Below are 23,045 nucleotides of genomic sequence, written 5' to 3'. Positions count from 1 at the left end.
TCTCTCCGCACATCCTTCTGCTTATGCACCGATATAGTGCAGCAATCGTGACGATAGTCGAAATGTTTGCTGACCTGCCGATCTCCCTTGTGGGGGAAGGAAAGGCGCTCAGCTATCCGAACTTGCCCGTCCTGGGGAAGCCCTTCGGCACCATGCGTCCGGCGGAAGCACGCGCGCCGATCCATTCGGCGAGTTCCCCGCGCGAGCGCGTAAAGGTCCGATCGGCCGAATCCTGCCAGGAGAGACCGCTCGCCAGCGTGAACGGCTTGAGGTCGAGCATGCCGCCATCCTTGTATTTCTGCAGCCGAACGCCCTTGCCCCGGCTCATCTCCGGGATCTCGGAGAGCGCGAACACCAGCATCTTGCGGTTCTCGCCAACGATGGCGAGATGATCGCCCGTGACCGAAATGCAGCGCTTGGCCTCGTCGGGTGCCTTCACGTTCATCACCTGCTTGCCCTTGCGGGTGTTTGCGACCACTTCCTCCTCCGGCACGATAAAGCCATTGGCGTCGCGCGAAACCAGCAGCAGCTTGCGCTTTGAATCGTGGACGAAGGCGGTGACGATATCCTGGTCGTTGTCCATGTCGACGATGATGCGGATGGGCTCGCCATGGCCGCGCCCGCCGGGCAGCCGGTCGGCGCCGATAGTGTAGAATTTGCCTCCGGTCGTGAACACCAGGACCTTGTCGGTGGTCTGCGCGTGGAAGGCGAGTTTGAGGCTGTCGCCTTCCTTGAAGGTCAAGGTGGAATAGTCCGTCAGGTGACCCTTCATGGCCCGCAGCCAGCCCTTCTCCGAGACCACGACGGTAACCGGCTCGCGCTCGATCATGGCATGCGCGATGTCGGTCAGGTCATGCTCGGGCGCGTCGGCGAACTGGGTGCGGCGCTTGCCGATTTCGGTCTCCGGTCCGAACTTGTCGCGGATGTTGGTGACTTCCCACTTGATCGTCGCCCATTGCTTGGCGTCTGATGCAAGCAAAGCCTCTATCTGCTTCTTTTCGGCGCTCAAGCCGTCGAACTCCTTGCGGATCTCGAATTCCTCGAGCTTGCGCAAGGCGCGCAACCGCATGTTGAGGATAGCCTCCGCCTGCGTGTCGGTGAGCGACCAGCGCGCCATCATGACCTGCTTGGGCTCATCCTCCTCCCGGATGATCCTGATCACCTCGTCGATGTTGAGATAGGCGATCAAATAACCGGCCAGGATCTCCAGGCGTCTATCGATCTCGCCGAGACGATGTTTCGAGCGCCGCACGAGCACGTCGCGGCGATGTTCCAGCCATTCCTGCAGCACGCCCTTCAGCGACAGGACGTTGGGCACCTTGCCGCGCGAGAGCACGTTCATGTTGAGCGGAAACCGGCTTTCGAGTTCGGTGAGCTTGAACAGAGACTCCATGAGGATGCCGGGATCGACCGAACGGCTCTTCGGCACGAGCACGATGCGAATATCCTCGGCGCTCTCGTCCCTGATGTCCTCGAGCAGCGGCAGCTTGCGGGCCATCAGCAGTTCGGCGATCTTCTCGATCAACCGCGCCTTCTGGACGCCATATGGGATTTCGGTGACGACGATGCTCCATGTGCCCCTGCCCAGATCCTCCTGGGTCCATTTCGACCGGACACGGAAGCCGCCGCGGCCGGTCTCGTAGGCTTCGAGGATGGAGGCGCGGCTATCGACGATGATGCCGCCTGTCGGGAAATCCGGCCCCTGGACGAAATCCATCAGTTTCGCCACGGGCGCGCCGGGATCTTCGATCAGATGAAGGGCGGCATCGCACAGTTCGGCCGCGTTGTGCGGCGGGATCGAGGTCGCCATGCCCACCGCGATGCCGGACGAACCATTTGCCAGCAGGTTCGGGAAGGCACCGGGCAGCACCACGGGCTCTTCGTCTTCTTCATTGTAGGTTGCGCGAAAGTCGACGGCATCCTCGGTGATGCCTTCCAGAAGCAGCGTCGACACATCGGTCATGCGGGCTTCGGTGTAACGCATCGCGGCCGCATTATCGCCATCGATGTTGCCGAAATTGCCCTGCCCGTCGACCAGCGGGTAACGCATTGAGAAGTCCTGCGCCAGGCGCACCAGCGCGTCATAGATGGACTGGTCCCCATGCGGGTGGAACTTACCCATCACCTCGCCGACGATGCGGGCACATTTGGCGAAGCCCTGATCCGGGTTGAGGCGCAGCAAGCGCATGGCATGCATGATGCGGCGATGAACCGGCTTCAGCCCATCACGCACATCGGGCAGCGCCCGATGCATGATCGTCGACAGCGCGTAGGCTAGGTAGCGCTCTTCCAGCGCTTTTTTCAGATCGATCGGTTCGATGTGATCGCCGCCGCCATCTTGAGGCGGCAAAAGCCTTTTTCCCATGGGCTGGACCTAACCGAGCGGGTGATTCGCGGCAAGAGCCCGGCCGAAATGCTGGCGCTTGTGCAACATGAAACGCCATGCCGGGCGATGCCGCCCAACATAAGACCGTTACACGAGGCCTCTAGGGACAGCGCGGTGACATCACTCGGCGGGCATTCATGACAAATTCACCGCTTACGCAAAGACGATGGGATCAAGTTTGCCTTTCGCCGTGATTTTCGACCATTGTGCCGGGACCCGCCTTTTTCCGGTCCAGTTCCTCACGGAATGGTGACGGCGCAAAGAATTGAAGAACAATTTCAGGACAATCTCAGGGACCTCGCCATGACAATCAGACGCTCGACTCTCCGAAAACTCGCTTTTTCGACCTTCCTGCTTACACTTCCTCTAAACGCCGCCCTCGCCCAGGACACCGCAGTCGCCGACCGGCTGAAGGCCACACTGGCTGCCCAGGATGTCGATATCTCCTGGACCGGCGTGACTGGCGACAATGCGAGCATGGTGTTGCAGGGCGTGTCGGTTAAGCCGGCATCTGAAAAGGAACCTCTCGCCATCGGCGACGTGAAACTCGAAGGCGTCACAGAGGCCAATGGCGGCTATGAGATCGCCACCGTGACGACTTCGGCTTTCGCTCACAGCAAGGACGGCGTCACTCTCGATCTCAGCCCCTTCGTCATCCACAACATGACGGTCCCCGCCGACGGTGCCGCGGGCCCGCTGGGCTCGCTGATGATGTACAAATCTGCCGAACTCTCGAACATGACGGTCAAGGTCGCCGACAAGACTGCCTTCTCGATGGACGGGCTCGCCGTCAACATCACACCGCCCGCGGACGGCAAGGCGCTGGAATTCACCGGCACCACGGAAAAGTTCAACGCCGACCTGACCCTTGTCGACGATCCCAAGTCGAAGGAAGTCATCAATGCGCTCGGCTATCAGAACATTTCGGGTAAGTTCGAAATGGCCGGCACCTGGCAGCCGTCGGACGGCAAGATGGAACTGACAAAATACGACGTCTCCGTGGAAAACGCCGGCACGCTCGGCATGACTTTCAATCTCGGCGGTTACACGGTCGACTTCATCAAGTCGCTGCAGGAGATGCAGAAGAAGATGGCGGCGCAGCCCGAAGGCGCCGACAGTTCGGCGCAAGGCATGGCCGCGCTCGGCCTCATGCAGCAGCTCTCGTTCAACGGCGCCTCGTTTCGTTTTGACGACGATTCGCTGACCAACAAGGTGCTGGACTATGTCGGCAAACAGCAGGGCATGTCCGGCAAGGATATCGCCAACCAGGCCAAGGCCATTGTGCCGTTCGGCATGGCTCAGCTCAACAATCCGGAACTGACGGCCGAAGTGACGGCCGCGGTCAGCAAGTATCTCGACGACCCGAAGAGCCTCGAGATTTCGGCTGCACCGCCCTCATCGGTCCCCTTCGCACTGATCATGGCGGGCGCAATGTCCAACCAGCTCGACCTGCCGAAGACGCTCGGCGTTCACGTCAAGGCCAACGAGGACTGATAGAGGCCATCGCAATCGCAAAAAGCCCGGCAGCGATGCCGGGCTTTTTTGTGGGATTTGCGATTCGGAAGAACCGGTTCTGGCGTTTTGTTGAAGTCTGCCCGACCTTGGATCAGGCGTCTTTCTTGGTCGTCGCGACGCGTAGCGAAAGCTCGCGCAATTGCTGCGGGCTCGCCTGCGAGGGCGCGTTCATCAGCAGATCGTAGGCCTGCTGGTTCATCGGAAACATGGTGATCTCGCGCAGGTTCTTCGCCCCGACCAGCAGCATGACGACACGGTCGACGCCTGCTGCCATGCCTCCATGCGGCGGCGCGCCATACTGGAATGCACGATAAAGACCGCCGAAGCGCTCTTCCACCGTGGCACGATCCAGTCCGACCGTCTCGAAGGCCTTGACCATGGTTTCGGGCAGGTGGTTGCGGATGCCGCCAGATGCGATCTCGAAACCGTTGCAGACCATGTCGTACTGGAACGCCTTGATGCCCAGCAGGTCGTCGCCATTCAGCGCATCGATGCCGCCCTGCGGCATCGAGAACGGGTTGTGCGCGAAGTCGATCTTCTTCTCCTCCTCGTTCCATTCGAAGAAGGGGAAGTCGACGATCCAGCACAGTTCGAAACGCTCGCGGTCGACAAGGTTCAGTTCCTCGCCGGCACGCGTGCGCGCAGCCCCGGCAAAGGAAACGAATTTTTTCGGGTCCCCGGCGACGAAGAAAGCGGCGTCGCCATCGGCAAGACCGAGCTGAAGCCGGATCGCCTCTGTGCGCTCCTCGCCGATGTTCTTGGCGAGCGGGCCGGCGCCCTCGATCTTGTCGCCTTCCTTACGCCAGAAGATGTAGCCCAGGCCCGGCTGGCCCTCGCCTTGCGCCCATGCGTTCATACGGTCGCAGAAAGCACGGCTGCCGCCGGTCTTGGCCGGAATGCCCCACACCTCGGCCTTGGGATCATTGGCGAGGATGTTGGCGAAAACCTTGAAGCCGGAATCGCGGAAATGATCCGAGACGGCCTGCATCTCGATCGGGTTGCGCAGATCGGGCTTGTCGGAACCGTATTTGCGCATGGCGACGTCATAGGGAATACGCTGGAATTCTTGCGTCACCGGCTTGCCGTTGGCGAAGGTCTCGAAGACGCCCCGCATCACCGGCTCCATGGTCGACAGCACATCGTCCTGCTCGACGAAGCTCATTTCGAGGTCGAGCTGGTAGAATTCGCCGGGCAGTCGGTCGGCGCGCGGGTCCTCGTCGCGAAAACACGGCGCGATCTGGAAGTACCGGTCGAAGCCCGACACCATGATCAGTTGCTTATACTGCTGCGGCGCCTGCGGCAGGGCGTAGAAAGTGCCGGGGTGGATGCGCGACGGCACCAGGAAGTCGCGGGCGCCTTCCGGCGACGAGGCGGTGAGGATCGGCGTCGAGAATTCGGTGAAACCGACCTCGCCCATGCGCTTGCGCATCTCGGCGATGATTTTCGTGCGCGCCACGATGTTCTTGTGCAGCGTGTCGCGGCGCAGGTCGAGGAAGCGGTACTTCAACCTAATATCCTCGGGATAGTCCGGCTCGCCGAATACCGGCAGCGGCAATTCCTTTGCCGCCGACAGGACCTCGATCTCGCGGGCGAAAATCTCGATCTCGCCGGTCGGCAGGTTGGCATTGACGGTCTCAGGCATGCGTGCCTTGACCTCGCCGTCGACACGGATAACCCATTCGCCCCGCACGGTCTCGGCGACCTTGAAGGCTGGCGAATCGGGGTCGGCGACGATCTGGGTCAGGCCATAATGGTCACGCAGGTCGATGAACAGAAGGCCGCCATGGTCACGCACGCGGTGCACCCAGCCCGACAGGCGAACGGTCGAGCCGACGTCGTCCTTCCTCAGCTGGGCACAGGTATGGCTGCGGTAACGATGCATTGTCATTGCTGAAGTCCGGGGTGTTGAGTGGCAGGTCGAGCGTCAAGCCCGGCCCCAAAATTTGCGCGAAAAGCGCATGCGAGGCCGGATTTGTCAAGGCAACGGCGCTTGGGTAGCATCTCGGTTCGAACTTTGGCTTTTGAGCTGTCGCGGTCATCGCTACGAGAAAGCGGTGACCCGAAATGGATCGCTGATGGCGGTCAGCGAGTGAAGCGCGCACCATCACTGGGCGTGGCGACTCCACATACGACTGCTGGATCCGGACGAAGTCCGCATGACTCCACCATTCGTCGAGATGGGATGTTCGATGCTGAGACGAGCTCATAAATGTGTGTCGCATGCAGGTCGCGAAACACATTGAGGATCATGCGCGCGTTGATGTAGTTACCCAGCCCTCGGCCCCTCTGCGATCCCGAGACCGCAACCAGTCCACCCCATGCATATCGGTGATAGGAACTGTAGGAATTGTGCGGCAGGTAGCCGTGCGCGGTTGCCGCGACAGGTCCCGTCTCTTCGCCTACCACCACCGTGGTTGCCGGCCCCGAGGCTCCGGCCAGCAGCGACCCTGAAAATGGGACGACGCCCGATGCCGCCATATGCGCCTGGATGCGGGCCATATACGCACCATCCGGTTCGGCCGGCTGGTCTTGATCGACAAGCCCGCCGGGCGCTCCGCGGTCGATAATTGCCTCCGATGCCGCCAGGGCACTTGCCCGGTCGGCCACAAACACGTCCCAGGTATCGAGGCGAAAGCCGACCCTGGCCAATCGCGACTTGAGCTCGTCCGCCTTACTTGCCGGTATCATGCGAAAGCCACAGACGCCGTCGCGGTTGAGGATCTTGTCGATCAGTTCCCAGCCCAACCGATCGGGATCATCGCACCCCATCGTGCGCCCAGTCTGGCACGCGCCCGGAGTCGCTGTGATGAAATCGACACTCGCCTCGGCCTGAGCTTGCAGGCGCTGTTGAACCTCCGTGCCGAAATAGCCTGACATGTGAAATCCCCCATCCTGCGTGACGAGCATGCTGAGTATAGCAAGCGCGACGGAATACAGCCAAGCTGCCTTCTGTTCTACCAAGCCGGCGCCCTTGACGGCTCAACGCCGCCGGGAATTCCCGCTGGCAATGGCCAGGGTGATGGTCCAATAAGGATCACCGACACGTGATCACCCCTTCATGTCCTCCATTCGCCCGCTGATCCCGCTTCTTCTCGCCGCAGGTATCCTGCTCGGCGGCAACGGGCTGCAGAGCACGCTGATCGCCTTGCGCGGCGCGCAGGAAGGGTTTCCCGCCTCCTCCATCGGGCTGATGGGCACGTTCTATTTCGCCGGGTTCCTGCTCGGCTGCCTGGCCATCACCCGCATCATGAAGGCGGTCGGCCATATCAGGGCGTTTTCGGCGCTGGCTGCGATCGCTTCGGCCGGCACCTTGCTGCTGGTGCTCGTTGTCGATCCGATAGTATGGTGCGCGGTGCGGTTTGTCGGCGGCTTCTGCTTCGCCGGACTGTTCACCATCATTGAAAGCTGGATGAATTCCGGGGTCGGCAACCAAGACCGGGCCCGCGTGCTGGCGATCTACCGGATGGTCGATATCGGCTCGGTGACTTCCGCCCAGTTCCTGATCCCGGTCTTCGGCGCCGGTGGCTTCACCATCTTCGCCATCATGTCGATCATGATCACCCTGTCGCTGGTGCCGGTATCGCTCGGCGACCGCACGAATCCGACGCCGCCCGAGGAAGTCAAGCTCGACCTTGCGCGGGTCTGGCGGATTTCGCCGCTGGGCTGCTTCGGCTGCGTCGCCGTCGGTGTCACCAACAGTGCCTTTCGCACGCTATCGCCCGTCTATGGGGAGCAGATCGGCATGTCGGTTGCGGACGTCGTCACCTTCGTCAGCGTCGGCATATTCGGCGGAGCCATCATCCAGTATCCGCTCGGCTATCTCTCCGACCGGTGGGACCGGCGCCGGGTGCTGTTGATCACGACCTGCTGTGCGATGTTGTCTGCCCTTGCGCTGGTGTTCGTCGCCGGCAGCAATCCGCTGCTCAACTTCGTCATCATCTTCATCTTCGGCTGCTTCGCCATGCCGCTTTACTCGCTGTCGGCCGCACACTCCAACGACCGCGCCGACGCCGGCGAGTTCGTGCTGATCAACGCAGCGCTGATGCTGTTCTATTCCTTCGGCGCCATTGGCGGCCCGTTCGCGGCCTCGACAGCGATGCAGTATTTCGGGCCGAGCGCGCTGTTCCTGTTCAGCGCCGTCGTCTACGCCATCTTCATCGCAGTCATCCTTTACCGCATGCAGGCTCGGTCCGGAGTGCCGGCCGGCGAGCGCGGCCGCTTCATCGCGTTGTTGCGCACTTCGACGATTTTCGCTCGCCTGGCCAGGAGAAACGGCGATCCCGAAGTTCCGCCAGAGCGTAAGGACGGCGCCGACGCTTGACGAAAGCCTTCGCGGCTGAAATCTAGAACCACTTTACTCCTGCCAAAAGCGATTTGATGCACGTCATCACGACCCAGAAAGAACTAGAAAGCGTTGTCGCCGAATTAGAGAAGTCGGATTTCGTCACCGTCGACACCGAGTTCATCCGCGAAACAACGTTCTGGCCGATCCTGTGCCTGATCCAGATGGCAGCGCCGGGGGTGACCGCGCTGATCGATCCGCTGGCCCCCGACCTGGACCTGAAGCCATTCTTCAGGCTGATGGCCAATGAGGCCGTGGTGAAGGTCTTCCACGCCGCAAGGCAGGACATAGAAATCATCGTCCATCTAGGCGATCTGGTGCCGCACCCGGTGTTCGACACGCAGGTGGCGGCAATGGTCTGCGGCTTCGGCGACAGCGTGTCCTATGATCAGCTCGTACAACGGATCACCGGAGCGCGGCTCGACAAGTCTTCGCGCTTCACCGATTGGCGCCACAGGCCGCTTTCCGACAAGCAGCTCGACTACGCGCTGGCCGACGTCACCCACCTCATCGAAGTCTATCGGCACCTCAGCGCCGAGCTGGAGCGGGAAAACCGCGCCCACTGGCTCAATGAGGAGATGGAGGTTCTGACCTCGCGCGAGACCTATGATCCGCATCCCGAAGACGCCTGGAAGCGGCTGAAGATGCGGCTGCGCAAACCACAGGAACTGGCCATCGTGCAGGCGGTGGCGGCTTGGCGCGAACGCGAAGCGCGCGAACGCGACGTGCCGCGTGGCCGGGTGCTGAAGGACGATGCCATATACGAAGTGGCGCAGCAGGCGCCGCGAGACGCGGCCGCCCTTGGCAAGCTGCGCACGACGCCGAAGGGATGGGAGCGGTCATCCACCGCTACGGCGCTGCTTGGCGCGGTCAACACGGCGCTGGCCTTGCCCAAGGATGAGATGCCGAAGCTGCCGAAGAATTTCCAGCCGCCCGAGGGTTCGAGCGCCGCCGCGGAACTTCTGAAAGTGCTGCTGAGGATCGTAGCGGAAAAGGAAGGCGTCGCCTCGAAGGTGCTCGCCTCGAGCGATGACATAGACCGTATCGCCGCCGAAGGCGAGGACGCCGACGTCGCAGCCCTGCAGGGCTGGCGTCGCGCCGTGTTTGGAGAAACCGCGCTCAAGCTCGTGCGTGGCGAGATCGGCATCAAGTTCGAAAGGCGCAAGATCGCGGTTTTCGACCTCTAATCGCGATCGGGAACCTTCGCGTCTGCGCAGCGAGTTAGCAGCTCACACCACGCCGAGCAGGTGTAGAGCGAGCCAGACCCATGCCGCGAGGAGAACCACCGCTCCGACGAAGAAGGAGCGGCTTCGCCCCCGCAGATCGTTGCTGGTCAAATGAACCCAGGCGTGGACGTAGCGCGTCGCGACGAAGATCCACATCAGGGCCACGGTCAGATAATTGACGCCGTTGGTAGCGTGCAATGTCAGGCACAATACGTAGAAAAGCACCGGCAATTCGAACTGGTTGACGAGGTTGGCGGCGACAGTCGCGCTGGACGCCGGCTCGGTCGAGCGAATCTTGTATTGGCCGACCTTGGCCTCGCCCGATTTGACGGCAAAATATCTGCGGCGTCCCAGGACACAGTAGACGATGTAGATCAGCAAAACCTGCGCCAGCATCGGCCAGAAGATCGCGGTCTGGTTCATTAAATTTCCCCTGCCCTGCCTGTTATCCGTCCGGCATCAGCTCGCGCGTTTCTGGCCTGCCAGGGTGAACAAGGCAATGGCGGCGACCGGAATGGCGAGAAGCGCGAATTTGGCGACGGTCAGCGCCGAGGCGAAGGAGAGCGAATCCGCGTTCGCCGATAGGAAATCGGACAGGAGCCGCGCGACGGCGATGTTCTGGGCATAGTCCGCCAATGTGTAGGGCAAGACGAGGGCGAGAGCGAGGATCGCCTGGACTTGCCCCGGAAGCGTGCAGAAACGCTTCAGCCGCCGCCCGGTTGCCAGGATCAGGCTGACCAGGGTCAGCGACAGCAGCGCGGGGAAAAAGAGATCGAAGGTCAGATAGTGCCACACCAGGATGATCTCGCCACCGCGCCGGCCGAGAGCCGTCAGCCAGGCCATGCCCTCGTCTGGAGTGAAACCGGAAACGCGCATGTCGAGCGATGGCAGGCCACCGCTCAACTCGCGGAAATAGAAGAACTCCATAGCCGTCATGGCGATGAAGACCGCCCCGGACAAGAAACAGAGCGCCGCCGCATGGCGCGGCAGCCGCAGAATCGTCTCAGTGAGGCTTCTCCCCAGCCCGTACCGATCAGGCTCCGCCGGGATAGTTCGGGCTTTCGCGGGTAATCGTGACGTCATGGGCGTGGCTTTCACGAAGTCCGGCGTTCGATATGCGTACAAAGGTGGCGCGGCCGCGGAAATCGGCAAGATCGCGGCCGCCGACATAACCCATAGCGGCTTTCAGCCCGCCTGCAAGCTGGTGCAGCACGCCGGACACAGGTCCTTTGTAGGGAACCTGGCCTTCGATGCCCTCGGGAACCAGTTTCAGCGTGTCGCGCACCTCGGCCTGGAAGTAGCGATCGGCGGAGCCGCGCGCCATGGCGCCGACCGAGCCCATGCCCCGGTATGCCTTGAACGAGCGGCCCTGGTGCAAATAGACCTCGCCCGGGCTTTCGTCGGTGCCGGCAAGCAGCGAGCCGATCATGGCCGCGCTGGCGCCGGCGGCGAGCGCCTTGGCCAGATCGCCGGAATATTTTATACCGCCGTCGGCGATGACGGAAACGCCCGATTTCTGGGCGGTCTCGACCGCCGACATGATGGCAGAGAGCTGCGGCACGCCAACGCCCGCGACGATTCGGGTGGTGCAGATCGAGCCCGGGCCAATGCCGACCTTGACGGCATCGGCGCCCGCGTCAATCAGCGCTTGCGTGCCTTCAGCCGTGGCGACGTTGCCGGCAAGGATGCGCACCGAGTTGGACAGTTTCTTGGCCCGCGCCACGGCGTCGAGCACGCGCTGCGAGTGGCCGTGGGCGGTGTCGATCACCAGCAGGTCGACGCCTGCGTCGATCAGCCGTTCTGCGCGCTCGAACCCGTCGTCGCCGACGCTGGTGGCCGCCGCTGCGCGAAGACGTCCTTGTGCGTCCTTGGAGGCGTGCGGGTTGAGCTGCGACTTCTCGATGTCCTTGACCGTGATCAGCCCGACACAATTGCCCTGCTTGTCGACGACGACCAGCTTCTCGATGCGGTGCTGGTGCAGCAGCCGCTTGGCTTCCTCCTGATCGACATTCTCCTTGACCGTGATCAGGTTTTCACGGGTCATCAATTCGTAGACCTTCTGCCCCGGGTCGGAGGCGAAGCGCACGTCGCGGTTGGTCAGGATGCCGACCAGCCGGCCGACCTTCTGGCCTCCCGTGCCACCGTTTTCGACCACGGGGATGCCCGAGATCGAATAGGCGCGCATCAGCGAAAGCGCGTCGGCGAGCGTTGCTTCGGGCCCGATCGTGACCGGGTTGATGACCATGCCGGATTCGAACTTCTTGACCTGCCGTACCTGTTCGGCCTGTTCGGCGGGGGAGAAGTTGCGGTGGATGACGCCGATGCCACCGGCCTGAGCCATGGCGATGGCGAGACGCGCCTCGGTGACGGTATCCATCGCCGCCGACAGGATCGGGACGTTGAGGTCGATGTCGCCGGCTATGCGGGTGCGCACATCGGTCTCGCCCGGCATGACCTCTGAATGACCTGGCTGCAGCAGGACGTCGTCAAAGGTCAGCGCCAGGGCGCCTGTGGACGTTTCGATGATTTTTGCCATGGCCAGCCCTCGGAATACAAAAAAGCGCTGGACCGGGATGGACAGCGCCGACTCGTTTCTTCCCTTTCAGGATTGGCGCTGGCTGGTAACACGTCGCGGCGCCAATGAAAAGCCGATCATGCGCCGCGCTGCGCCATCGGCCGTGCGGTCGCACAAAAGTGACCGCAAATTAACACGACATGGGTTGCTGGCCATGATAACCGCCCTTCATTCCGGTCTTGCCCCTCCGCCCGGAAACAGAATTTGACACGAGCCTGTTTGTGAATCGCACCATCCCGCTCATCCTGGCGGTCGCTCTTTTCATGGAAAACATGGATTCGACCGTCATCGCGACCTCGCTGCCGGCGATCGCCATCGACATCAATACAAGCCCGATCGCGCTGAAGCTGGCATTGACGGCCTATCTCGTGTCGTTGGCGATATTCATCCCGATCAGCGGCTGGATGGCCGACCGTTTTGGCGCCAAGAACGTCTTTCGCACCGCCATCGCGGTCTTCATCGCGGGGTCGATCGCCTGCGCCTTTTCTGGCTCGCTGCCGGCTTTCGTGGTGTCACGCTTCCTGCAGGGCATCGGCGGCGCCATGATGACGCCGGTCGGTCGGCTTGTGCTGGTGCGGGCGACACCGAAAAGCGATCTCGTCGCGGCCATGTCGTGGCTGACGGTTCCCGCCTTGGTCGGACCGCTCGTCGGCCCGCCCGTCGGGGGCTTCATCACCACCTACTTCAGTTGGCACTGGATCTTCCTGATCAATGTGCCGATCGGCCTCATCGGGATCTGGCTGGCGACGCGTTTCCTGCCGAAGAACGAGCCGATGCAGAACCCGCCGCTTGATTTCATCGGTTTCGTGCTGAGCGGGCTGGCGGCGTCGGGCGTGGTGTTCGGCCTGTCGGTGGTCAGCCTGCCATATCTGCCGCCCGCCATCGGCGTCATTACCGTGACGGTTGGGCTGCTATCGGGCGCGCTCTATCTGCTGCATGCGCGCCATGCCAAGAATCCCCTCCTGGCGCTCGATCTCTTCCGGAACCAGGTGTTTCGCTCATCGGTGCTGGGTGGCGGCCTGTTTCGCATCGGCATCGGTGCCGTGCCTTTCCTGTTGCCGCTGATGTTCCAGATCGGCTTCGGACTGACGCCGTTCCAGTCCGGCATGATCACCTTCGTCTCGGCGATCGGAGCCATCGGCATGAAGTTCGTCACCGCGCTGATCTTCCGCGTCGTCGGCTTTCGCCGGGTGCTGGTCATCGGCTCGCTGATTGCCGCGGCGTCGATCGCCGTCAACGGCCTGTTCACGCCAGACACGCCCTATTTGCTGATGCTGGCCGTGCTTCTGGTTGGCGGCTTCATCCGGTCGATGTTCTTCACCGGTATCAATGCGCTCGCTTACGCAGAGATTTCGGCCGCCGATACCAGCAAGGCGACGCCGATCGCCGCCGTGTTCCAGCAGTTGTCGATCGCGCTCGGCGTGGCGGTTGCCGGCGGCATACTGGAAATCTCGACGAGCCTGCATGGCAGGTCGCTGACGCTCGGCGATTTCCACACCGCCTTCTTCATCGTCGCCGTGATCTCTGCCGCGGCCTGCCTGTCATTCATGCGGCTGGCGCCCGACGCAGGCAACGCCGTTTCCGGCCATGGCCGGCTGACAGCGCCCAAGACGCTGGAGCCGGTGACCCCGCCGAGGCAGTAGACGGGACGTCTCTTCCTTCTCCCCTTGTGGGAGAAGGAAGAACCTATTCGGCTTCCCCCGGCCCATCGCTTTGGCTCCGGGTGCTCAAGTCCTTCGAACCATCCCCTGGACGTTCCGATCCGCCTGTCGTCGAACCGGATTCTCGCCCTTTGAAGTCTTTCGCCAAGAGGTATAGCTCGACAGACTCATCGCGCGATGCCGGTGGCTTGACGTGGTGGACAGAGCGGAAATTCTTCTTGAGCATCGAGAGCAGCTCGTTCTCGGCGCCGCCCTGGAAAGTCTTGGCGAGAAAATGGCCGCCGGGCTTCAGGACCGAAAGCGCGAAATCCGCCGCCACCTCGCACAGATGCATGGTGCGGATGTGGTCGGTTCGCTTGTGGCCGGTGGTGGGCGCAGCCATGTCCGAAAGCACAATGTCGGGATCGCCGCCCAGCGCCTCGGCCAGCTTTTGCGGTGCTTCCGGATCGAGGAAATCCATCAGCAGCACCGGCGCGCCGGGCACGGCGTCCATTTCGAGATAGTCGATCCCCACGACATGCGGCTTGTCGGCGGTCGATTTGGTGCGCGCGGCGGCGACCTGTGACCAGCCGCCGGGCGCTGCGCCAAGGTCGATCACCTTCAAGCCGGGTTTCAGAAGATGGTGCTTGTCGTCGATCTCGATCAGCTTATAGGCCGCACGCGAGCGGTAGCCATCGGCCTTGGAACGCTGGACATAGGGATCGTTGATGTGGCGTTGCAGCCAGCGGCGCGACGATTCCTTCAGGCCGCTCTTCTTCTTGATCCGCGTCTTCAAGACGCGAATGCTCGCCGATCCTGGTTTTTCCGGCTTCTTGGTCATGGTCCGGGTTCTCTCGCTGGCCCAGTTTTGGTGTCGAGCAAAGCTCGACGGAGTGGGGGTCGACCTGGCAGCAAGGCAAAGTCGGGTCGCCAGTTGCCGGAGCGTGACTGCATCGGGATCACGCCCTGCCCCGCCCATCATTACGCCAGACGCCGTCATCGGCCATCAACTCGCTCAAGATCCCTTCGCGCAGGCCACGATCGGCGACCCGTAGCCGCTCCGACGGCCAGACGGCGCGAATGGCCTCCAGTATAGCACAGCCTGCCAGGACCAGGTCGGCGCGATCCGCACCGATGCAAGGGTTAGCGCAGCGCTGCTGGAAGTCCCAGCTGACCAGCTTTTCCACCATGCGGTCGACACTGTCACGATCCATCCACAGCCCGTCGACACGGCGGCGGTCGTAGCGATCGAGGTCGAGATGGACGCCGGCTAGCGTGGTGACGGTGCCGGACGTGCCGAGCAGATGGAAATTGGGGCTGGCTCTCAGATGGCTCAGCCGGTCGCGGCCATCGAACGTCGCCAGCCGGGCGGCGACATCGTCGACCATGGCGGCGAAGATCTCGCGTGTCACGGTGCGGCCGCCGAAGCGCTCGGCCAGCGACACGACACCGACCGGCAGCGAGGTCCACGACACGATGTGGTTGGCGAGCCGTGACGAACGGCGTCCGCTGAGGTCGATCAACGCGATCTCGGACGAACCGCCGCCGATGTCGAAAAGGACCACGCCCTGAGTGTCGCGTTCGACGAGCGAGCCGCAGCCGGAGACAGCCAGCCGCGCCTCGGTCTGACGGTCGATGATTTCGAGTTTCAGCCCCGCCTCGCGCTCGACGCGCTCGATGAACTCGACGCCATTGTCGGCCGTACGGCAGGCTTCGGTGGCGATCAGCCGCGCCTTCCTGATTTTGCGGTTACGCAGTTTATCACCGCAGACCTTGAGCGCCTCGACGGCACGGTCCATCGCCGGTTGGCCGAGCCTTCCGCTAGCGGTCAGCCCCTCGCCCAGGCGCACGATGCGCGAAAAGGCGTCGATGACCCGGAACTGCCCGTGCCGGGTCGGTACGGCCACCAGCAGCCGGCAATTGTTAGTGCCGAGGTCAAGGGCCGCGAACACGGGAAGCTCGTGCGCCGGCGGCCGCCGCACGGTCTGTTCAGGCCGAGCCGATGCGATGTCGACCGAAGCAGCAGGCACAGGAGGAGCAAGCGGCTTCGCCGCAGAACCCGGAGCCTCGCCGGGCAGCGGCGATCGGTCCGTTGCGGGGCGCGGCTCGTCGCGCGCAAAAACCTTGCGCCCACGCCTGCGCTTGCGTCGCTTCTTGGGCTTGCCCTTCTGGTTCTGGGCCACGTCGCCCGCATGCCCGTCGGCGGAGCGTGGCTCCGGCGGCCGGCGTTGCTGCCAACTGCCTGCCCCCGGGCCGGCGGGCCCTGGGGAAGCGCTGGACGCGCCCACCTCCGGCGCGCTGGCGCCGGTGTCGCGGTCTTCCACTGTCGTTCCTTCCGGCGCCGCGCGAACCGATGATGGACGCTGCGGGCGCTTGAGTGTTTTAAGTTGCCGCCAGACTAACAGCGCCGCGCCTGATCACCAAGACCCGCCCGCCGAATTTTGCCGGTTCGACGCATCACCGGCCGTTCCGGCAGTTCCGGTCACTTTTCACGAGCCGGGATCGGCAGCGCGGCGCCGACCGCCTCGCGCAACGGCATCCTGCATGGCCGATTGCCGACAGCCGCCGCTATGAAAAACGATCGCGGTTGAATAGCCGGCTTCAATGAGGCATTTCTGAAATGCAGGGACAATCCGAAACAGCGGGCCGACCCGACAGAAGGAAGCGATCCACGTCGCATGGCAGTCAGGCAATGAACTGGAAACGCTATTTCTGGCCGGTCGTCGGCATCGCGGCGGTGATCTTCTCGCTGCTGCTGTTGTGGCATGAGCTGCGCGGCATCTCGCTCGATGATGTCTGGGACGGCATTTCGGCCATCCCGGCGCGCGGCTGGCTGCTCGCGGCCCTGTGTTCGGTGATCGCCTATGCCTCGCTCGCCGGCTACGACCACATCGCGCTGTTGCATATCGGCAAAAGGGTCTCGTGGCTGTTCGTGACCCTTTGCTCCTTCACCACCTATGCGCTGTCGCACAATATTGGCGGCTCGGTGTTCTCCGGCGCCGTCATCCGCTACCGAGCCTACGGTACGAGGGGCCTGACCGGCCAGGATGTCGGCATTCTGGTGGCGATCTGCTGGATCACCTTCGTGCTGTCCAGCGTGCTGGTCGGCGGCTTTGTCCTGGTGTTCGAACCCGAAATCATCGACCGCTTCTCCGGCGCACCGCATCACGGCCTGGCCATCATCGCCGGGATTGCCCTGTTGATGCTGGTCGGCGCCTACATTTTCGGCAGCTGGCTGCATCTCAATCCGCTGAAAATCGCCGGCTTGCAGGTGCACTATCCGGCGCTGCCGATCGTTGCCAGGCAATTGCTGATCGGCCCGATCGAGCTGCTCGCCGCCGCCGCGATCATCTTCTTCGCCCTGCCCGCTGCCCACAACCCCGGCTATTTCGTCGTGCTTGGTGTCTTCCTGGTCTCCTTCTCCATCGCACAGATCTCGCACGCGCCGGGCGGGCTCGGTGTGTTCGAGGTGGTTTTCCTGGCCGGCCTGTCGGACATGGACCCCGTCGGCGTGCTGGCGGCGCTGCTGGTGTTCCGGCTGTTCTACCTGATAGTCCCATTGATTCTGGGCCTCGGCATTGTGCTGTTCTTCGAACGCTCGCAATTCGGCCGCACGTAGATTCGAGCCGGCGTATTCCATCCCCACACCCGCGAACCGCGCTGTCAAAGAACCGATAGGGGTGCAGAGCGGGGTTGACTATTTTCCGCTGGCGGCTACAAGGCAGCGCTCACGCGGCTCAGCCGCTTGGCCCGCGCGATCCATGATCGCGCCTGCTGGGGAATAGGTTAACGGTAGACCCACGGACTCTGACTCCGTTAGTCCTGGTTCGAATCCAGGTTCCCCAGCCAGCTTTCGGTAGAATCGGTTTTGATGTCCTATCGCTGGCCTCATCCATCATCTGACGACCAACGCACTCATAGCTGAACCGGTCGGCTGAAGCGTTGTATGTTTGGTGGTCACTTGTGCAGTTCCGTGAGCTAAGCTCCGCATGCGCTTCCTGCACGAGTCCGCATAATGCCCACCGATAGCCAGTTCATTTTCGACAGCATCCGCCAAGGCTCCGTGGCGCTTGTCGAGGATGAGTTCGTCATCGACAGGCTGGTGAAGTATGTCGGCAATGGGAGGATCCGGTGGCACGTCGAATTCCGGGGGCATCGGGTCGAATTCACGACCGGTCAGCTCAAGACGCAGCCGACCTTCCGAAGAAAGATGCTCGAGCACGCCGGTGTGCTGCCGCCTCAGCGTGTCGGGACGACCTACCGGCGATGGGCACTCGACCTGAGGAAGAATGCTGTCGAGCTTCCCTGGCGGGACAGGCCGGTCGATCCCGATTTCGCCATCGACCGCCTTGTCAGTCTTGGGGGCGAGCGGTGGATAGTCGAATGCCAGGGAAAGGCCATCAAGTTCACGACGACCAAACTCCGCAGGCAAACCAGTTTCCGCAAGCGGATGCTGGCCAAGGCCAAGGTTCTGCCGCCTCAACTGGAGCCCGCAGCCTATCGCAAATGGATGGACTGGCTCATTCAAAACGCCACCGAGGCCGCCCCGGAGGCCGGCGATGCCTTGATGACCGAGAAGAGCTGGCTTGACGACTTGCCAGAACTGGCTGGCTGGTAAGATATCGCCGCTTCAGCCGGCGACGGGCAACCATGCGAATCGAATGGAAGACATGGACCGCTTCAAACTCGGCGCCTACCGCCGCCCTATCTCCACCTCCTCCACCGAGACCCAGCGCTGGTTCGATATCGGCTTGAACTGGTGCTACGGCTTCAACCATGAGGAAGGCATCAAGTGCTTCGAGAAAGCGCTGGAGACCGATCCCGACTGCGCCATGGTGCATTGGGGTATCGCCTATGCCGCCGGGCCTTTCTACAATTTGACCTGGAAGGAGCATGGCGAGGCCGAGGCGGACCGCGCGACAAAGCAATGCTTCGAGCATGTGCGGCTGGCGCGCGCCAGTGCGGCTTCCGCCAGCGACGTCGAAAGGCACTTGATCGAAGCGCTGGCCGCCCGCTTCCAGAAACCGCACCGGGTGAGCCCCCAGGAATTCGAGCGGTGGGACGATGCCTATGCCGCCGCGATGCGGCTGGTCTACCAGGAATTCCCCGACGACCATGACGTGATGGCGCTGCTCGTCGAGGCGCTGATGATGCGCACCGTGCGGCGGCTGTGGAACCTCAAGACCGGTGCGCCGGCGCCGAATTCGGATGTCGTCGAGGCGCTGGAGGTTTGCGAGCGGTCGATCCGGCTCGCCGACGAGGCCGGCGACGCCCAGCATCCGGCGATCGCTCACCTGCACATCCACCTCTTGGAAATGTCCACCATGCCGGAACGCGGCATGCGCTCGGCCGACCTGCTTGGCGAAATGTGCCCCGATGCCGGACACATGAACCATATGCCGGGGCATATCTACGTGCTGTGCGGCGCGTATGAGAAGGCCAGGCTTGCCAGCGAGAAGGCGGACCGCGCCAACGACCTCTACCTCGCCTATGCCGACGAGCCGACCTATTACCTGCTCGGCTGCTGCCACGACCTGCATCTGATGATGTTCACCTGCATGTTGTCGGGGCAGTACCGGCCGGCGCTGTGGGCTGCAGACAAGGTGCGCGGGCTGGTGACGCGCGAGGTGGTCAGCCTGCCGGAGCGGCCCAAGCTCACCCAGACGGTGGAAGGCTACCATGCGATGAAATCGCATGTGCTTGTGCGCTTCGGCCGCTGGCGGGAGATCATCGACGAAGCCGATGTCGAGGAGCCCGGCCTTTATGTGCTGACGGCGGCCATGCAGCACTACGCCAAGGGCGTCGCGCATGCGACGTTGAGGAACTTCGCCCAAGCCGAGCGCGAGCGCGAGCGGTTCCACCAGCATCTGGAGCGAATCGCGCCGGAGCGGCGTTTCCTCAGCAACCCGGCTCGCGCCTCTCTGGCTGTTGGCGCCGCCCTGCTCGACGGCGAGCTTGCGTACCACCAGGGCCGGCATGACGAGGCCTATAGCCATCTGCGGCTGGCAGTCGAACTGGACGACAATCTCTCCTACACCGAGCCATGGGCATGGATGCACCCTCCCCGCCATGCGCTGGCGGCGCTGCTTCTCGACCAGGGCCACGCGCGAGAGGCCGAGCAGGTCTATCGCGACGATCTGGGCCTCAGCGGCACGGTGCAGCGCTGCGCCCAGCACCCCGACAATGTCTGGTTGCTGCACGGACTGGTCGAGTGTTTGCGGCGGCGCGGCGAGAGCGACGAGTTGCCGGGACTACAGGCCAGGCTCGCCGGTGCACTGCCAAGGCGGATGTGCCGATCACCTCGTCCTGCCTGTGCCGAACGAGCGTGCAGCACGACTGCTGTCACTGAGGCCCAGCCATGACGACATCCCTATCCGAATTCGAACTCCAGGAGATAGAGGCACGAGTTGCCGCGGCGCAGACCGGGCCTTGGAAATCATGGGTCGAAGGTCGGGACTTTCTGGGCGGCTCGAACTTCATTCAAACTGGCGAAGGAGCAAATCGAGGAGAAGACATCGAGTTCAGCGGCGCTACCGTTGCGGATCAGGATTTTATGGCCGCAGCACGCCATGACATTCCTCGCTAAATTGCTGAAGTGCGCAGGCTGCGCGCACTTCTCTATCAGGCCAAGTGAACCGCATCAGCCCAGCCACTTCTCGTAATCGGACACCAGGAGGTGCACCGGCGCGACGTCCTCGTCGATGTTGGAAAAGCGGCCGATTGGTTCGCGAAAGACGTTGTCGGTGAGGTCGTCATTGACGGTCGACACCTCGCCGATCAGCACGTCTTTGCCTTCGGCCCAGAAGGCATGCCAAACGCCCGGCAGCAGGGTGACGCTCTGGCCTGGATCGAGTTTCAGCAGGCCGCCGGCCGGCAGCCTGTGGATGGTTCCGTCGACAGGCACGGTGACTTCGGCCTTCGGGTCGATGCCGCCATCGCGATCGTGCATGAACAGTTCCAGCACCAGCTTGCCGCCGCCGCGGTTGATGATGTCCTCGGCCTTGATGTTGTGTCGATGCATCGGCGACAGCTGATCCTTGCGCGAGATCATGATCTTCTCGGCATAGAGCATGCCCATGCCCTTCTTCATGTCTTCGTAGCGGCCGTTGCGCACGGTGAACAGGAACAGGCCAAGTTCTTTGAACTTCTCCTGGCCGTAATCGGTGATGTCCCAGCCGAGCCGTGAGGTAAACACCGCCGAAGAATCGACCTGGCGGGCCTTCATCTCCTCCGGCGACCAATAGGCGAAGGGCGGCATGACGTAGCCGAACGAGCGGATGAAAGCGTCAGCTTCGCGGATGATGTCGTTGATGGCGGAGCGTTTCATGATGCTGATCCCTGATGTCGACTTGTCAGGCAAATCGAATAGCCGAACGCCGACGAAGTGTCGATCCGTCTTGCCTTTTCGGGCTCTCGCGTTCCAGCGCATGGACCACAGGTCCGGGCCGCTGGCCGCATGACATCATGCGCTTTCAGCGTCATAACCCCTGCGGATTTCGAAGGGATGACAGACGATGCCGACCATCCATGACCTCGACACGCCGTCGATCCTGATCGATGCCGCGCGCGCGGAGGCCAACATTGCCCGCGCGCAGGCCCATGCCGACCGCATCGGGCTGAAGCTGAGGCCGCACATCAAGACCCATAAACTGCCCTACTGGGCTAAGAAGCAGGTCGCGGCCGGCGCCGTCGGCATCACCTGCCAGAAGATCGGCGAGGCCGAGGTCATGGCCGACGCCGGCCTCGACGACATTTTTCTTCCCTACAACATAATCGGCCGCGCCAAGCTGGAGCGGCTTCTTGCCCTGCACCGCCGTATCGCCCTGTCCGTCACGGCCGACAGTCTGGAGACGATCGAGGGGCTTGCCGCCACCTTTGCCGATGCGGGCCACCCCCTGCCGGTTCTGGTGGAATGCGACACAGGCATGGGCCGCTGTGGCGTGCAGTCGGCGGATGAGGCAGTCGCCCTCGCCGGGCGGATCGACAAGGCCGCCGGGCTCGTCTTCGGCGGGCTGATGACCTATCCGGCCGCGGGCCGAGCCGAAGAAGCCGAAGCCTGGCTGGCGGACGCCAAACAGAAACTGGCTGCGTCGGGACTCGCCTGCAAACGCGTCTCCAGTGGCGGGACCCCTGATATGTGGCGCTCCGCAGACACATCCGTCGTCACCGAATACCGGCCCGGCACCTACATTTATCTTGATCGCTACCAGGTCGCCAAAGGCGTCGGCACGCTCGACGATTGCGCGCTGACGGTGCTGTCGACGGTGGTCAGCCATCCGACGCCGACGCGCGCCATCCTGGATAGCGGCAGCAAGGCGCTGACCAGCGATACGCTAGGCCTGCCGGATTTCGGCGAGTTGCTCGGCATTTCGGGAGCACGGGTGACAGGTCTCAGCGAAGAGCACGGCACCGTCACGCTTTCAGGCGAAGGCAGGCTCAGCATCGGCGACCGCGTGCGCGTTGTGCCCGACCATTGTTGCGTCGTCACCAATTTGTTCAACGAGGTCAATCTGATCGACGGCGAGACGGTGTTGGAGACGCTGCCGGTGGCAGCACGGGGGCGGACGGCCTGATCTAGGCCGGCTGCCGCTCCGCCTGCCGCGCCGCAACCCGGCGCATGGCGATGACGCGGCGACGGCGGATTTCCGTGCGCATCGCCATCAGGTGCAGTGTGAAGAACAGCACCGTGAAGCCGACAGCCATGACCAACAATGGCCAGAGCAGACTTGGATCGATTGTAGGCCCGCCGAGCCTGAACACCGAGGCCGGCTGGTGCAACGTGTTCCACCATTCGACCGAGAACTTGATGATCGGAATGTTGATGAAGCCGACCAGCGTGATGATGGCTGCGGCCCAGGCGGCACGGCTTGCGTCATCCAGCGCGCGGGTCAGCGCTATGATGCCGAGATACATCAGGAACAAGACGAACACCGAGGTCAGGCGCGCGTCCCATACCCACCAGGTACCCCACATCGGCTTGCCCCAGATCGACCCGGTGACCAACGCCAGCGCGGTGAACACGGCACCAATGGGTGCGGCGGATTTCAGGGCGACGTCCGCCAGCGGATGCCGCCAGACCAGCGTGCCGAGGGCGGAAACCGCCATCAGCGAGTAGCACATCATGGCGAGCCAGGCGAAAGGCACGTGGATGTACATGATGCGGACGGTGGTGCCCTGCTGGAAATCCTCGGGCGCGGCGAAGCTCATATAGAGCCCGGCGGCGAGGATCAGCGCGGAGGCTGCGGCCAGCCACGGGACGAGCCTATCCGCCAGCCCGACGAAGCGCGTCGGGTTGGCAAGATCCATCCAACTGGTGAGGCGTGAGGTGGTGTCGCTCATGCGGTTCTACATAGACCGCCGG

Annotated in this window: 19 protein-coding genes, 1 tRNA gene and 1 pseudogene; 11 read left to right on the top strand and 10 right to left on the bottom strand. The window is 62.9% G+C overall.

The window, feature by feature from the left end; genetic code table 11:
- Window positions 1-112 precede the first annotated feature (112 nt).
- Window positions 113-2,365 carry a DNA topoisomerase IV subunit A gene (gene parC / locus LB513_RS05155; protein ID WP_224662385.1) on the bottom strand — a complete coding sequence of 751 codons (2,253 nt, stop codon included), beginning with the start codon at window positions 2,363-2,365 and terminating at the stop codon, window positions 113-115.
- A gap of 324 nt (window positions 2,366-2,689) precedes the next feature.
- Between parC and LB513_RS05150 the strand changes: the two genes are divergently transcribed.
- Window positions 2,690-3,880: a hypothetical protein gene (locus LB513_RS05150; protein WP_224662384.1), complete on the top strand. Its 1,191-nt coding sequence runs from the start codon at window positions 2,690-2,692 to the stop codon at window positions 3,878-3,880.
- Window positions 3,881-3,992: 112 nt separating this feature from the next.
- Here LB513_RS05150 and aspS read toward each other — a convergent pair whose 3' ends face one another.
- Together aspS and LB513_RS05140 are read right to left on the bottom strand one after the other, a co-directional pair.
- Window positions 3,993-5,783, bottom strand: coding sequence for an aspartate--tRNA ligase (gene aspS, locus LB513_RS05145; protein ID WP_224662416.1), 1,791 nt, complete (start codon window positions 5,781-5,783; stop codon window positions 3,993-3,995).
- A gap of 200 nt (window positions 5,784-5,983) precedes the next feature.
- Window positions 5,984-6,778 carry a GNAT family N-acetyltransferase gene (locus tag LB513_RS05140; protein WP_224662383.1) on the bottom strand — a complete coding sequence of 265 codons (795 nt, stop codon included), beginning with the start codon at window positions 6,776-6,778 and terminating at the stop codon, window positions 5,984-5,986.
- Window positions 6,779-6,959: 181 nt separating this feature from the next.
- Between LB513_RS05140 and LB513_RS05135 the strand changes: the two genes are divergently transcribed.
- On the top strand, window positions 6,960-8,222 hold the full coding sequence (locus LB513_RS05135; RefSeq protein ID WP_224662382.1) for an MFS transporter: 1,263 nt from the start codon (window positions 6,960-6,962) through the stop codon (window positions 8,220-8,222).
- Between the two features lie 56 nt (window positions 8,223-8,278).
- A complete protein-coding gene (gene rnd / locus LB513_RS05130) occupies window positions 8,279-9,430 on the top strand; it encodes a ribonuclease D (RefSeq protein WP_224662381.1) in 1,152 nt (383 codons plus the stop codon).
- Between the two features lie 42 nt (window positions 9,431-9,472).
- Here rnd and LB513_RS05125 read toward each other — a convergent pair whose 3' ends face one another.
- Genes LB513_RS05125 through guaB form a run of 3 tightly spaced genes read right to left on the bottom strand, consistent with a single transcriptional unit; the run spans window position 9,473 to window position 12,005 of the window.
- Window positions 9,473-9,892, bottom strand: a complete 420-nt coding sequence (locus tag LB513_RS05125) for an MAPEG family protein (protein WP_224662380.1) — start codon at window positions 9,890-9,892, stop codon at window positions 9,473-9,475.
- A 36-nt stretch (window positions 9,893-9,928) separates the two neighbouring features.
- Window positions 9,929-10,552, bottom strand: coding sequence for a hypothetical protein (locus LB513_RS05120; RefSeq protein WP_224662379.1), 624 nt, complete (start codon window positions 10,550-10,552; stop codon window positions 9,929-9,931).
- The gene (gene guaB / locus LB513_RS05115) at window positions 10,503-12,005 is read right to left on the bottom strand and encodes an IMP dehydrogenase (RefSeq protein WP_224662378.1); all 1,503 of its coding nucleotides are present in this window, start codon (window positions 12,003-12,005) and stop codon (window positions 10,503-10,505) included. Before guaB ends, LB513_RS05120 begins: the two co-directional genes overlap by 50 nt.
- Between guaB and LB513_RS05110 the strand changes: the two genes are divergently transcribed.
- Together LB513_RS05110 and LB513_RS05105 are read left to right on the top strand one after the other, a co-directional pair.
- Window positions 11,992-12,252, top strand: coding sequence for a hypothetical protein (locus tag LB513_RS05110; RefSeq protein ID WP_224662377.1), 261 nt, complete (start codon window positions 11,992-11,994; stop codon window positions 12,250-12,252). The genes guaB and LB513_RS05110 overlap by 14 nt on opposite strands.
- Window positions 12,253-12,265: 13 nt before the next feature.
- Window positions 12,266-13,687: an MFS transporter gene (locus tag LB513_RS05105; protein ID WP_224662376.1), complete on the top strand. Its 1,422-nt coding sequence runs from the start codon at window positions 12,266-12,268 to the stop codon at window positions 13,685-13,687.
- Window positions 13,688-13,730: 43 nt separating this feature from the next.
- Here LB513_RS05105 and LB513_RS05100 read toward each other — a convergent pair whose 3' ends face one another.
- Both LB513_RS05100 and LB513_RS05095 read right to left on the bottom strand, forming a co-directional pair.
- A complete protein-coding gene (locus LB513_RS05100) occupies window positions 13,731-14,525 on the bottom strand; it encodes an RlmE family RNA methyltransferase (protein WP_224662375.1) in 795 nt (264 codons plus the stop codon).
- Between the two features lie 118 nt (window positions 14,526-14,643).
- Complete coding sequence (locus tag LB513_RS05095; RefSeq protein WP_224662374.1) at window positions 14,644-16,008, bottom strand: Ppx/GppA phosphatase family protein; 1,365 nt, start codon at window positions 16,006-16,008, stop codon at window positions 14,644-14,646.
- Window positions 16,009-16,376: 368 nt separating this feature from the next.
- Here LB513_RS05095 and LB513_RS05090 point away from each other — a divergent pair, with 368 nt between their 5' ends.
- The 5 genes and pseudogenes from LB513_RS05090 to LB513_RS05070 all read left to right on the top strand — a co-directional run bounded on the left by LB513_RS05090 (window position 16,377) and on the right by LB513_RS05070 (window position 20,270).
- Window positions 16,377-17,303, top strand: a complete 927-nt coding sequence (locus tag LB513_RS05090; RefSeq protein WP_224662373.1) for a lysylphosphatidylglycerol synthase domain-containing protein — start codon at window positions 16,377-16,379, stop codon at window positions 17,301-17,303.
- Between the two features lie 156 nt (window positions 17,304-17,459).
- Window positions 17,460-17,533: transfer RNA gene (locus LB513_RS05085), tRNA-Gln, on the top strand.
- Window positions 17,534-17,699: 166 nt separating this feature from the next.
- The gene (locus tag LB513_RS05080; protein WP_224662372.1) at window positions 17,700-18,302 is read left to right on the top strand and encodes a hypothetical protein; all 603 of its coding nucleotides are present in this window, start codon (window positions 17,700-17,702) and stop codon (window positions 18,300-18,302) included.
- Window positions 18,303-18,354: 52 nt separating this feature from the next.
- Window positions 18,355-20,033: pseudogene (locus LB513_RS05075) on the top strand (hypothetical protein).
- A gap of 9 nt (window positions 20,034-20,042) precedes the next feature.
- The gene (locus LB513_RS05070; RefSeq protein ID WP_224662371.1) at window positions 20,043-20,270 is read left to right on the top strand and encodes a hypothetical protein; all 228 of its coding nucleotides are present in this window, start codon (window positions 20,043-20,045) and stop codon (window positions 20,268-20,270) included.
- A 54-nt stretch (window positions 20,271-20,324) separates the two neighbouring features.
- Here the strand turns inward: LB513_RS05070 and LB513_RS05065 are convergent, their stop codons facing one another.
- Window positions 20,325-21,011 carry a D-lyxose/D-mannose family sugar isomerase gene (locus LB513_RS05065; RefSeq protein WP_224662370.1) on the bottom strand — a complete coding sequence of 229 codons (687 nt, stop codon included), beginning with the start codon at window positions 21,009-21,011 and terminating at the stop codon, window positions 20,325-20,327.
- 187 nt (window positions 21,012-21,198) lie between these two features.
- Here LB513_RS05065 and LB513_RS05060 point away from each other — a divergent pair, with 187 nt between their 5' ends.
- On the top strand, window positions 21,199-22,257 hold the full coding sequence (locus LB513_RS05060; protein WP_224662369.1) for a D-TA family PLP-dependent enzyme: 1,059 nt from the start codon (window positions 21,199-21,201) through the stop codon (window positions 22,255-22,257).
- A gap of 1 nt (window position 22,258) precedes the next feature.
- Here the strand turns inward: LB513_RS05060 and LB513_RS05055 are convergent, their stop codons facing one another.
- Window positions 22,259-23,023 (bottom strand): heme ABC transporter permease, encoded by a 765-nt coding sequence (locus LB513_RS05055; protein WP_224662368.1) that lies wholly within the window; start codon window positions 23,021-23,023, stop codon window positions 22,259-22,261.
- Window positions 23,024-23,045: the final 22 nt, after the last annotated feature.

The sequence above is a fragment of the Mesorhizobium sp. ES1-1 genome (assembly GCF_020164785.1).
Classification (GTDB): domain Bacteria; phylum Pseudomonadota; class Alphaproteobacteria; order Rhizobiales; family Rhizobiaceae; genus Mesorhizobium.
The sequence above is the reverse complement of the archived record's forward strand: the minus strand, read 5'-3'. Positions and strand labels throughout refer to the sequence as shown.